The organism is Tenacibaculum aquaeponti (assembly GCF_052084715.1).
Classification (GTDB): Bacteria; Bacteroidota; Bacteroidia; order Flavobacteriales; family Flavobacteriaceae; genus Polaribacter.
In genome coordinates, this window is sequence record NZ_CP197288.1 from 1,726,028 (window position 1) to 1,738,682 (window position 12,655).

Consider the following 12,655-nt stretch of genomic DNA (forward strand, 5'->3'; position numbering starts at 1 on the left):
TAATCTATTCTTCGAATTCTTCTCTTAGAATTCTTTGAACATCAACAATTGTTTCCTCCTCTAGATCAGTCATTTTCACAAGCTCAACTACATCTTTTTCTAATACGCTTTTTGCTGTGTCAAGACCAATTTTCTTGAATTCTTCAATTACCCATGCTTCTATTTCGTCAGAGAATTCTGTTAATTCAACATCTTCCTCTTCAATACCTTCTCTTTGCACATCGATTTCATATCCTGTTAACTGACTTGCTAAACGAATATTAACACCTGATCTACCAATTGCTTTAGAGACTTCTTCTGGTTTTAAAAGTACATTTACACGTCCTTTTTTACCATTCTTTTCTTCCTCGAACTTTATAATTTCTACAGATGTCACTTTAGCAGGACTTAATGCTCTTGAGATATATAATTGTTCGTTTTTTGTGTAATTAATTACATCAATATTTTCGTTCCCTAATTCTCTCACTATACCGTGAATACGAGAACCTTTAACTCCAACACAAGCTCCAACTGGATCAATTCTATCATCATATGAATCTACAGCTATTTTAGCTTTATCTCCAGGAATTCTTGCCACACCTTCTATTGTAATTAAACCATCAAAAACTTCAGGAATCTCTTGTTCAAATAATTTTACTAAGAAATTTGGTGATGTTCTTGATAAAATTATTGCTGGTTTATTTCCTTTAAGTTCTACTTTCTTAATTACACCTCTAACAGCATCACCCTTTCTAAAAAAGTCTGAACGTATCTGTTCTGTCTTTGGTAATACAATCTCATTTCCTTCATCATCAAGTAAGATTACAGCATTATGACGAATATGATGTACTTCCGCGCTGTAAATTTCACCTTCTAAATCTTTAAATTGCTTAAATACATTTGTACTATCGTGTTCATGTATTTTTGAAATTAAATTTTGACGTAATGCAAGAATCGCTCTTCTCCCTAAATCAATTAATTTAACCTCTTCAGAAACATCTTCTCCAATTTCGAAATCAGGCTCAATTTTTCTTGCTTCAGAAAGTTCTATCTCTTCATTATCATCTTCAGACATTCCATCTGCAACAACAACTCTATTTCTCCAAATCTCTAAATCTCCCTTATCTGGGTTAATAATTATATCGAAATTATCATCAGAACCATATTTACGTTTCAATGCTGAACGAAACACTTCTTCTAAGATAGACATAAGAGTAACTCTGTCTATACTTTTGTTGTCTTTAAAATCTGAAAATGACTCAATTAATGCAATATTCTCCATTTTCTTGCTGTTAAAATATAATTTTCACTTTTGCTTCTTTAATATCTTTATACAGTACTTCTACTACCTTCTCTACTGTATGTTTACCTTTACCTACTGGTTTCGGCTCTCTTGTTTTCCATTTTAAAACAATATTATCTTTATTTACTTCAGACAATATTCCTTCAAATTCTTCATCTTCCGTTTTAACCTTTAAAGTTCTATTTAGGTTTTTATTGTACTGCCTTTTTACTTTTAAAGGATGAGAAATATCCGGCGAGGTTACTTCTAACGAAAAATCCTCTTCTTCTCTATCTAAATTATGCTCAATATTTCTACTAATTCTAATACATTCATTCAAAGGCAATCCTGTATCTCCATCAACTATCACCTTAATCTTATTATTAGCAAGAAATTGCAAATCGATAAGGAACAATGCGGGGTTCTCATCTAGAGCTTCTTGTAATAATTCTTTTACTTTGTCTTGATTCATTTTAGGTATAAAAAGAGGGGACTGTTTGTCCCCTGCAATTATCTTATCGAGAATTTCTGTGCAAATATAATAACTTATAATATACTAAACAAGTAAAGTTAAGGCCATAAACAGAGTTATTAATACTTTATAAGAAGAGTCGAATTTAAATTCGACTCTTCTTATAAAGTTATTTTATGGGTTGTTCAATTATTTTAGCCATATCCTCTGTTTTATCTTCATCACAATTTACCATAGCGTAATAAGATACTTTCATTAGTTTCTTCTTCACCTTCCTGTTCCAAGTAAGTTCTTTTTTATGAAACAACCATACCGAAAAAGAAACCAAAATAGTTGTAATTACAGCCAAAATATAATATTCTCCCCTACTTAAATCCGCAGATGATTGAAAAACCCAATAAATCTTCACTATTGAAAACAAAAGAAAAACCAAGTGTATAATTTTAATTCCAATATTCTTTTTTCTTTCTTTTACACTGATGTATAGATGATAAACCACATATAAAAAGAAAAGTAATGTTGGAAAAAATTGATATGAAAAAATTTTAAAACTTTTAAACCCTAAAAATTTATCATCTTCAATCGCCTGATTATAATCGGCTTTAGATTTTTTAAATTGTTTATTCACATGTATATACCTAGCATATAAATCAGGATTGTTTTGCCTTACATAACTCTTTAATTCATTTAACTCTTTAGAATTTGCTTTCCTCTCTAGAATTACCCTCTCTCTTGTGACTATAGTAGCTTTTCCTTCTTTCTCTAAAAACTCGAAAGCAAAAAACAAAAACGCCACTATCACTCCAAAAACTATATAAAACAATATAGCTTTAGTCTTCTTCCATGTCTGGATCCTCTGTTTCTGAATCAGGTGCATTTGCATCTTCTTTGTCTATACCGAATTGTTCTGCTTCAATGATTTGCCCATTACTTGTTACTATTTCTTCGTTTTCTGTACAAGAAACAAAACTTACCATAATTACTAATACTATAATTTTAAATAAATTTTTCATGATTATGTGATTTGAGTTTACAAACCACTAAAATTAAAAAATTTATACTTTTATAACCCTACTTACCCTACATTGAATTTATGCTTAATTGTTAATACAGCTAATCCTATTCTTCTCTTTAACTTTAACCCCTTTACCATTCGGGAAATTATAGTATTAAACGAACTTTTTGCCATTCGCATTTCATCACATATATCACAAGCTTCCATGTTCTCAGTTAAAACCTGAAGTGCTTGCGCTTCTCTTGGCATCATCACACTTTGTAATGTCACCATACTATCTTGTTCTAATTGTTTAGAGATAATGATATCTATAACAGAATCTGTATAAAACCTTCTGCCCTGACTTAACTTATGCAAAGCTTCTTCCAATTCTTTACACAACTCAACTTTAGACACATAACCCAAAGCACCTAATAATATTGTCTCTTGAATTTGCCTGACATCATAAGATCCAGATACAATTAAGAATTTCGGAACATTTTCTTTTCCAAAAAAGGTTTTTAATATTTCGATCCCATTCATGTCTGGCAATTTTAAATCTAAAATAACCACATCACATTCATTAGTATCTAACCATTGGATTAGCTCAGCCCCTGTTTTAGCTGAACCCACTACTTTATGCACAGAAGTTTTTAAAACGGCCTTTATACCATCAATGATCAACTCATGATCATCAGCTATAAATACTTTCATTTTTCTCTTTAAATTTATTACTGCAAGAAATACAGTCGGAGGTTAATTAATTTAAATATGTAACAAATATAACAAGCCGACTTAAATTAATCGACAGTCAAAACCCTAATGTTTTAAATAATTACAAAAAAACTCAATTTACTTACACAAAAAACACAATTTTTAAGAAAAAAACAAGAAACCACATAACACAACTAATAAAAAACAAAAAACCTTCAAGAAAACTTGAAGGTTTAAAAGTTGGCCTACTAGGACTCGAACCTAGAATAACGGCACCAAAAACCGGTGTGTTACCATTACACCATAGGCCAATTTTGTGGGTGCAAATATACAAACAAAATTCATTAAAAAAAACACTAAAGTTATTTTTTTATACTCAATTTAAATATTTACTTTTTTTTAAAAACAACTTTATTCAAAAAAAAAGTTTCTACTATTTGTAGAAACTTTGAAGTTGGCCTACTAGGACTCGAACCTAGAATATCGGTACCAAAAACCGGTGTGTTGCCATTACACCATAGGCCAATTATTATTGCGGCTGCAAATTTATAACTATTTTTCAATTTTGCAAATTTTTTTTTCTTTTAACACAACTTTATTACCAAAATGTAGGCTTTCTCTTATTTTTGTTTGTTATTGATTGCAAGAGATAACTACTATAACTTTTAACATAAAATATTTAGTACATTCGCATTGATTTTTTATTCAAATTATGAAAGACTTTAGTTTCAAAAAATGGAACGTAATATTAGGATGGGTTTCATTTAGTATTGCACTTATTACTTATACTTTAACACTAGAACCTACCGTTAGTTTTTGGGATTGTGGAGAATATATATCTACAGCTGTTAACTTAGAAGTTGGCCATCCACCTGGGGCTCCTTTATTTCAAATGTTAGGTGCATTTTTTGCTATGTTTAGTAGCAATCCTAGTAATTGGGCTTATTTGGTAAACTTTATGTCTGGATTAGCAAGTGCTTTTACAATTCTTTTTATGTTTTGGACTATTACTAATCTTGCAAAAAGATTAGTAAATAAAAACAATAATTTTACTCTTGGAGAAAAAATCGCTGTATTAGGAAGTGGTCTTGTTGGATCTTTAGCATATACATTTTCTGATAGTTTTTGGTTTAGTGCTGTAGAAGGTGAAGTATACGCTATGTCTTCATTTTTAATGGCTATTTTATTTTGGTTAGGATTAAAATGGGAAAGTGAAATGCACCTGGCAAGAGGTAATAAATGGCTAATTGTGATTAGTTATGTTGTTGGTTTATCTTTTGGTGTTCACATTCTATCGCTTTTGGTTATCCCATCAATAGTAATGTTATATTTCTTTAAGAATTACAAGGATATTAATATTAAAACTACAAGTATAGCTACAGTAATTTCTATACTGGTATTAGCTTTTGTTTTTAAATTTTTATTTCCTTTTACACTAAAATTCTTTAGTGCATCTGAATTATTCTTTATCAATTCAATTGGACTTCCATATAACTCAGGAACAATTATAGCTGCACTTCTTTTAGTTGGTTTATTTGTTTATGGTTTAAAATACACACGTCAGAAAAATTTAGTTTGGGTTAATACTGCCATATTATCTATTTTATTTATAATGATTGGCTTTTCTACTTGGTTAATGTTACCTATTAGAGCCAATGCCGATACAATTATTAACGAAAACAATCCTTCTAGTGCTAGAGAATTATTAGCCTATTATAATCGTGAACAATATGGAGATGCTAATGTTTTTTATGACAAATATTATTCATTTGCTTTCCAAAAAGAATTAGAGAAAGATTCAAATGGAGATGATATCTACATAAATGATAAACCTAAATATGAAAAAATAAATGGTAAATACGAAATCGTAAATCACTACGAGAATGTTATCCCTAAATGGTCTAGCAAACATAAAGGATTTATACCAAGAATGGTTGATCCAGGAGCCGAGCAATATTATAAGCAAATTGCAGGAATCCCATTAAGAAGTCAACGTAGACCGACTTTCGTTGAAAACTTAAAATTTATGTTTAACTATCAATTCGGATATATGTATGGTCGATATTTCATGTGGAATTTCGTAGGTAGACAAAATGATATTCAAGGACATTTAGACAATAATGGAAATTGGTTAAGTGGAATAAAACCTATAGATGAATTCTTTGGAATTCCTCAAGAAAAATTACCAGATGACGTAAAAAAAAATAAAGGTAGAAATACTTATTTCTTCTTACCTTTAATTTTAGGAATCATAGGTTTATTATATCATGTAAAAGAAGACAAGAAAAGATGGTATACTTTAGGATTATTTTTTGTTTTTACAGGTTTCGCTATTATTTTTTACACAAATCCTAAACCTTTTGAACCAAGGGAGCGAGATTATGCTGTTGTAGGATCATTTTATGTGTTTGCTATTTGGATTGGTTTTGGAGTTTTAGCTTTATACGAAGCTTTAAAAACTTACGGCAAAAAACCAATAATAGCTTTAGCTATTTCTATAGTATCTTTACTAAGTGTTCCTACACTAATGGGATTCCAAAACTGGGATGATCACGATAGAGCTGATCGTTATATAGCTCAATTAAACGCTCAAACCTATTTAGAAAGCTGTGATCCTAATGCTATAATATTTACCATTGGAGATAATGATACTTTCCCTCTATGGTACATGCAACAAATTGAAGGAGTTCGTAGAGATATTAAAATCATTAATACGAGTTTATTTGCTACAGACTGGTACATCGATCAGATGAAGAAAAAAACATACGATGCAGATCCTATTCCATCTAAATTACAACATCATCAGTATAAATACGGGACTTTAGATATCGCTTATCATTTCCCACATCCTAAATTAAAAGATTCGGTAATTCCTATCAAATCTTTTATGGACTGGATTACTACTGATCATGAAGCTACATATTTCGAATCTCCTAGCGGATTGAAAGAAAAATTATTCCCTACAACAAGAATTCGTATTCCTGTTAATAAAGAAAATGCATTAAAATATGGAATTGTAGCTCCTAAAGATGCGGATAAAATGGTAGATTATATTGATATAAATATTGATGAAGCTATCACTAAAAATAGAATTTTAATGTTAGATATTTTAAATAACTTCGACTGGAAACGACCAATTTACTTTACTGGCGGTGCTGGAGCAGACGAAGAATACATCTGGCTAAAAGATTATTTACAATTAGATGGAATGGCATACAAGTTGGTTCCTATTAGAACTCCTATTGCTGGTAAATCGATGTTTGATATGGGACGAATTGACCCTGAAAAAATGTATAATAATGTTAAAAAATGGGACTGGAAAACTATAAATAACGGAGAAATTTACTTAGACGAACAAGCAAAACGTAATGCAATTTCTTTACGAAACAACTTAATGCGTTTATCTGAAGAATTTTTAATAAAAGAAGATACAGCGACAGCTAAAGAAGTTTTAGATTTATCTCTTCATAAAATGCCTATTAAAGATTTTGGTCACTACAGTATCTCTTTAGGATATCCAGAACTATATTACAGAATTGGTGATAAAGACAAAGCTAGACAAACTGCTGAAACTCTTTTAGATATTTTCAATCAACAACTAGAGCATTATAGTACTTATGATGACATTGCTTATATCGCAGATGATTTAGAAACAACAATATTTATGTATCAAAATATCATGGCTCAAATTAGACGTTTTGACAGCGATATGACCTACAAGAAAACAATTGAAGAAATGTTTAATAATAAACTTTTCTTACTAAACCATTTAATACAAATACCTGAAGAAGAATCTAACTTACCCGAATTAAATAAACAAGAACTTCAATTGCTAGACTCTATAGAAATGCTTCAAAAACAACTCTTAGACTCTACACCAGCAAAATAAAATCATATAAGAGTGTCTGTTAAAACAGACACTCTTTTTTATACAGCACTTATTACAAACATTTATCCCAAAAAAAACTATTTTTATTCCTTATTTTTAGCACCTTAATACATTTATTTCAATTTCAGTAGTTTCTAAAACTAAATTTGATTATGAACTTTAAATCAGATAAAAATGAAACTACGAATCTATCCATCTATAGGAATTGCTAGACTCGGAAACGGTCCTACTAATAAAAAAGATGTTGTTTTTACACCAGAAATTCCTTGGGCAAACTTATATGAAGAAAACTTAGAATTTCACACAAAAGACGGAGCCTTAAAAAAACAAGCACAACGTTTTTATATTTATGAATGTGACGATAACGGAAAACCAATTCGAAAAATAGATCCTGCTTCTTGCGATATCGAATGGACTGTTGAAGTTGCCAACAAAAAACCTTTCTGGTACGATTTTAATAATAGTTTAGATTTGTCTGTAAATACAGATAATCATAATTTAAGTCCTAATTTTTTCACTGAAAAAATCGCTCCAGGAATAAGTACTTCTAGAAGAAATCCAAATGTTCTTAACGAACAATTAATCAATGGTAAAGATTATGATTATAGAAAGGAATTGGTAAACAGTCCAGCTCCTACAACTATTACTTCTAAAAATACATCACCAGTAGCATTAGGCGGTAAATTTCCTTTTCCTTTAGAAGGACAAAACAATAGCTTTATTGCAAACGCAATGAACTTAAATGCTAGAGATGTAAACTTAGGAGCTATTGAATACGATGAAGGATCGCTTATTTTTTATCCGGGTGATGGAATTTCAGCAGCATTAAATCCTTCTGATTTAAACACAGATTTTGCTGATAACTCAAACTGGTACGATGATATTTGCGACGGTAAGGTAACTGCTAAAGTAACGATGAATGGAAAAATATACGAACTTAATGATGCTGATTCTGCTGCTTGGGTTGCTTCTGCTCCACCAGATTATGCTCCGCAAATTCAACCTTTAGCAACAATGTACGATCTTATTTGTGGTATCGCTAACGAAAGTTTTACTACAGATTTCAGTTTAATATTCCCTGTACTTTACAGATTATACAGAATGCAATGGGTTAATTTAAGTGATTTCCTTGCTCCTTCTTTTAGAGAAACTATAGACGAATTAACGACTGAAGAATTTAAAGCTTTATACAGTAATTCTGAAGCTGCACAACCTGTTCGTAATAAGATCTTCCAATTGTTTAGAGATCCATTATACAACTATAACAACGAACCAATAATTCCTAGCAAGAGTAAAACAGACATTACAAATATTGGTAGCGGAACTCAAGAATTACAATATCCGTTTTATCCTGGAGATGGAATTAATTACCCTGGAAGTCCAGCGCAATGGTTTGCTATTCCTCCAGTTTTATACGATGAATTGAGAAAATGGAGAGATGGTAACTTTACTTCATTAGAAGGAGATTACACTACCATGGACGATCTTGGAAAGCATTATCAAAATCAATATTTAGAAGCAGCTAAAGATCCAGCTAAAACAGCTTTATTAATGACTCGCGCCGTTTTAGAAACGTTATATGGTGGAGGATTCCATCCAGGTGTAGAATTAACATGGCCAATGCGACATGCACAAATGTATGCTGAAAACTCTTTAGCGTATGCAAACGTTACTCCTGGGAATTCTTTCTTCGGATTACGTGAAGTAAGAATTGGCGCAGCTACTCCAGAAGAACAAAGTCAAATATTTTACAACGATTTTGGATTTCAAATGAATTCTGATGATGTTAAAGAATCTATCAGTGGAAATAGCAATAAAGGTTGGTTATGGAAAAGTACACCAGGTGATTTAACAAAATGGATGGGAATTCCTTGGCAATCGGATGCAGGTAGTTGCCAGAAAGTATTCTTAGATAGTCAATATCCAATTCCTGCTTGGTGGGCTGCAAATTTACCTGTAGATGTGCTTACTGAAGAAAGTTTAGTTGCTATGCGTAATTCTGAATTAAAACCTGAAACTATTCAATATGTTTATGCAAACAGACTTCCTTGGCTGATGACTACAGATACTGGTTATGTTGGTTATCATGCAGAAGGCGGATACATGAACGGCCTAATTAATATGGTGTACAAATGGAAAAATGTTGGTGTGGTTGCTGGTAGAAAATCTAATGTAAACGGAATTCCAGAATTGGTTTATGTAGCTTCAGAAAGTAAAAATGTAAAAAATATAACTTCTGTATTTTTAGGAAAAGCTATTCCTGCTAAACCTGTAAGATTAGCTCCTCCAAATGTATTCTACACAAACACAAGAGAAATGGTTTGGATTCCAGAAAATGCATCTACATTCTTATCATCTAATCTTGAAGGAACAGGTAATGTTTATGTTGACGATGTTTTTGAAATGAAAATTAACGGTAACATTGTTTTTACTCACGATTTCAGTAATAATTGTAGCGGAAGAATTACTCCTGAAGCTCCAATTGACATCACATCAAACTTACAAGAATTTGCAAATTCATTTGTGACTATAGAAGTGAATTACATTGATAAATGCGGAGGATCTGAAGGTTCTTCAGAATTCTTTTTAATCTTTAAATAATATACTATAATGAGTCCTGAACAATTAAAAACCGATGTTCTAATTATTGGAAAAGGAGTTTCAGGACTCATTTTACAATTACTGTTAGAAAGAAAGGGAATCAATAGTATTCTTGTTGATAAAGTAAATTCAAAACAAATTTTACCTTTAGCTGAAACTATTCCTCCCAGTACTTTAGAGCTTTTACATGAAATTGATCTTTTATCAGTTTTTGAGGCTTTTTCAACAAAAACATATGGTTATCAATCAAAATGGAACAATTCACAAATTAGTGATAAAAACTTCTTCTTAAAAGGTAAATACAATAATGGTTTAAAAATCAACAAACAGAAAATCATTACTGCTTTAGAAGAAAAAAGCAAACATATCGTTCATGCTAAAGATATTACTGAAGTAACTGTAAATAACAAGACAAATAGTATATCAATTAGAGAACTTAATAATAAAACCACAACTATTAATAGTGATTTAATCGTAGACGCCACAGGAAGAAAAAGATATGTTTTAAAACAAGCTAACATTAGTAGTATTGAATATGATAACAACTTGGCCTATTTATGCTATTTACCCAAAACGGGACCTAATTTGAAATACGGATTTTTTACTGAATCTTTTAATAATGCTTGGGGAACAATTTCTGATTTAAATGAAACTACAAGAATTGTTTCTTTATACACAACAAAAGAAAACAGACTCTATAAAGAGTTTAAAGACTATAAAAACTGGAACACTTTACTTAACGAAACATCTTTTTTAAAATACTGTATTCCTGCAAAAGGGAATTTTAAAGTTTTTGGAAAACAAGCAAATTCTTCAATACCATCAAAAATTTCATTTCAGAATATATTAAGTATCGGTGATGCAGCTATGGCTTTCAATCCTATTTCTTCTCATGGAATTTCAAATGCAATTTATACAGCTAAAGAAGCAGCTATTACAATTGAAAAGTATTTAAACGGTAACCATCAAAGCCTTAAAGAATACCAAAATAAAATGTATACTATTTTTAATGAGTATATAAAACAGAAAGAAAAGTTATTCGAACTATATTAAAGTAAAAAAGCCACCTTTTGGTGACTTCATTTTATTTTTATTTAAATTTATACATATTGTTGAACTAAACCTATTAAGGTATTAGCATCTTGTTCTCCTGTTTTTCTCCACATCATCTCTCCATTTTTATATATCATAAAAGTCGGATTTCCTTTTACTTTTAACGCAGATGCTAAGATTTCATTTTTCTTAATGTCAATTTTAATCACTTTAGCTTTATCTCCTAAAGCAGCAGCTACATCTCGAAGAGTATCAAGATTATTTTCGGTATCATCCCAGTCAAAATAAAAATCGATCAATACTGGTTTTTGAATATTAATGATTTCTCCAAACTTTGTCATTGTGTTAACAAATTTTAACTATATAGTGCTTAAAATTACTATTTTTTTATTAGGGAGCCATAAAAACACTATAAAAATGCTGGAAATCAAGCTTTTTTTAACTCTATAACAGTAATTTCTGGCCAAATTCCTACTCTACCCGGAAAAGCATGGTATCCAAAACCTCTATTTACGTTAATATAACGCCCAAACTCTTCATACAATCCTGCCCATTGTTTATACACATATTGAGATGGACTCCAACGTAAAAAACCAGGTATTTCGATTCCGAATTGTAAACCATGAGTATGACCACTTAGAGTTAATTGATAATTGAAATCATCTTCTTTTACCTTTAACTCCCAATGTGTAGGGTCGTGACTCATCAACACTTTAAAATCTTCTTTTTGTATTCCTTCTGAAGCCTTTTTTAAATCTCCTTCTTTTTTAAATCCTTTACCCCAGTTTTCAACCCCAACTAAAGCTATTTTTTCACCATCTTTCTCTATGTATCTATTTTCATTCAACAAAAGTTCAAATCCAATTTTTGGATGAATATCTTTTATTGCTTGAAAATTAGCTTCTTTATCTTCTTTTGTTTTCCACGAAGAATAATCACCATAATCGTGATTTCCTAAAATAGAAAACTTACCTCGAGGTGCTTCTAATTGCTTAAACACATCTATCCAATCATCCATTTCACGAGCGAAATTATTTACAATATCACCAGTGAATAAAATCATATCCGATTGTTGCTCATTAATTAAATCAACTCCATATTGAATTTTCTCTTTATTATCGAAACTTCCAGAATGAATATCGGTAATCTGTGTAATTGTAAAACCATCAAAAGCTTCAGGCAAGTCTTTAAAAGCTAATTGATATTTTAAAACCTTATAATTATACTTTCCTTTAAAAATTCCATATAACATACTTGCGAAAGGAATTGCTGCTAAACCTAAAGCCAACTGCGAAATAAATTTTCTTCTTCCTGCAAATGGTTGTGTAGTTTCATTAGAAGCCATTGAAATTCCTTTTTGAAAAAGGCGCACAACGTCTTCACCAAACATTACAAGCACAATTACAATTTTTGGCAACAATGCTAACAACATAAAACCAGCAGCCCATTGAAATTGTTTGGTTTGACCAGAACTTCTATCTGAAGAAAAAATCGTGTAAAAAAAGTTTATATAAGCAATTAAACTTAATCCAAGCCAAACATATTTGATGTAGGTGTTTTTAGTCACCATTTTAATTGATTGGAAAGAATATGCTTCTAAAATTATAATTAAAGTTGTGATAATTATTAACGAAATTAACCAACGCGGCATAATTTAAAGTTTTTAAAAAG

General features: G+C 30.6%; 10 protein-coding genes and 2 tRNA genes. 3 read left to right on the forward strand and 9 right to left on the reverse strand.

Annotation, left to right across the window (positions count from 1 at the left end; genetic code table 11):
• Window positions 1-4 precede the first annotated feature (4 nt).
• The 7 genes from nusA to ACSIGC_RS07660 all read right to left on the reverse strand — a co-directional run bounded on the left by nusA (window position 5) and on the right by ACSIGC_RS07660 (window position 3,966).
• Window positions 5-1,261, reverse strand: a complete 1,257-nt coding sequence (nusA, locus tag ACSIGC_RS07630; protein ID WP_442267534.1) for a transcription termination factor NusA — start codon at window positions 1,259-1,261, stop codon at window positions 5-7.
• 10 nt (window positions 1,262-1,271) lie between these two features.
• A complete protein-coding gene (rimP, locus tag ACSIGC_RS07635) occupies window positions 1,272-1,733 on the reverse strand; it encodes a ribosome assembly cofactor RimP (protein WP_442267535.1) in 462 nt (153 codons plus the stop codon).
• A gap of 169 nt (window positions 1,734-1,902) precedes the next feature.
• Window positions 1,903-2,535 carry a hypothetical protein gene (locus ACSIGC_RS07640; RefSeq protein WP_442267536.1) on the reverse strand — a complete coding sequence of 211 codons (633 nt, stop codon included), beginning with the start codon at window positions 2,533-2,535 and terminating at the stop codon, window positions 1,903-1,905.
• 28 nt (window positions 2,536-2,563) lie between these two features.
• Entirely contained in the window at window positions 2,564-2,746 is a 183-nt protein-coding gene (locus ACSIGC_RS07645) for a hypothetical protein (protein ID WP_442267537.1), read from the reverse strand.
• Window positions 2,747-2,808: 62 nt separating this feature from the next.
• Window positions 2,809-3,441, reverse strand: coding sequence for a response regulator (locus ACSIGC_RS07650; protein ID WP_442267538.1), 633 nt, complete (start codon window positions 3,439-3,441; stop codon window positions 2,809-2,811).
• A gap of 240 nt (window positions 3,442-3,681) precedes the next feature.
• Window positions 3,682-3,752: transfer RNA gene (locus ACSIGC_RS07655), tRNA-Gln, on the reverse strand.
• A 143-nt stretch (window positions 3,753-3,895) separates the two neighbouring features.
• Window positions 3,896-3,966, reverse strand: a tRNA-Gln gene (locus ACSIGC_RS07660).
• A 187-nt stretch (window positions 3,967-4,153) separates the two neighbouring features.
• On the opposite strand from ACSIGC_RS07660, the gene ACSIGC_RS07665 reads away from it, so the two are divergent.
• The 3 genes from ACSIGC_RS07665 (at window position 4,154) to ACSIGC_RS07675 (ending at window position 10,984) form a co-directional block, all read left to right on the forward strand.
• Entirely contained in the window at window positions 4,154-7,330 is a 3,177-nt protein-coding gene (locus ACSIGC_RS07665; protein ID WP_442267539.1) for a glycosyltransferase family 117 protein, read from the forward strand.
• A 174-nt stretch (window positions 7,331-7,504) separates the two neighbouring features.
• Window positions 7,505-9,931, forward strand: a complete 2,427-nt coding sequence (locus ACSIGC_RS07670) for a LodA/GoxA family CTQ-dependent oxidase (protein ID WP_442267540.1) — start codon at window positions 7,505-7,507, stop codon at window positions 9,929-9,931.
• Between the two features lie 9 nt (window positions 9,932-9,940).
• Window positions 9,941-10,984 (forward strand): NAD(P)/FAD-dependent oxidoreductase, encoded by a 1,044-nt coding sequence (locus ACSIGC_RS07675; protein ID WP_442267541.1) that lies wholly within the window; start codon window positions 9,941-9,943, stop codon window positions 10,982-10,984.
• 47 nt (window positions 10,985-11,031) lie between these two features.
• Here the strand turns inward: ACSIGC_RS07675 and ACSIGC_RS07680 are convergent, their stop codons facing one another.
• Entirely contained in the window at window positions 11,032-11,325 is a 294-nt protein-coding gene (locus ACSIGC_RS07680; protein ID WP_095069585.1) for a thioredoxin family protein, read from the reverse strand.
• An 86-nt stretch (window positions 11,326-11,411) separates the two neighbouring features.
• A complete protein-coding gene (locus ACSIGC_RS07685; RefSeq protein ID WP_442267542.1) occupies window positions 11,412-12,635 on the reverse strand; it encodes a metallophosphoesterase in 1,224 nt (407 codons plus the stop codon).
• Window positions 12,636-12,655: the final 20 nt, after the last annotated feature.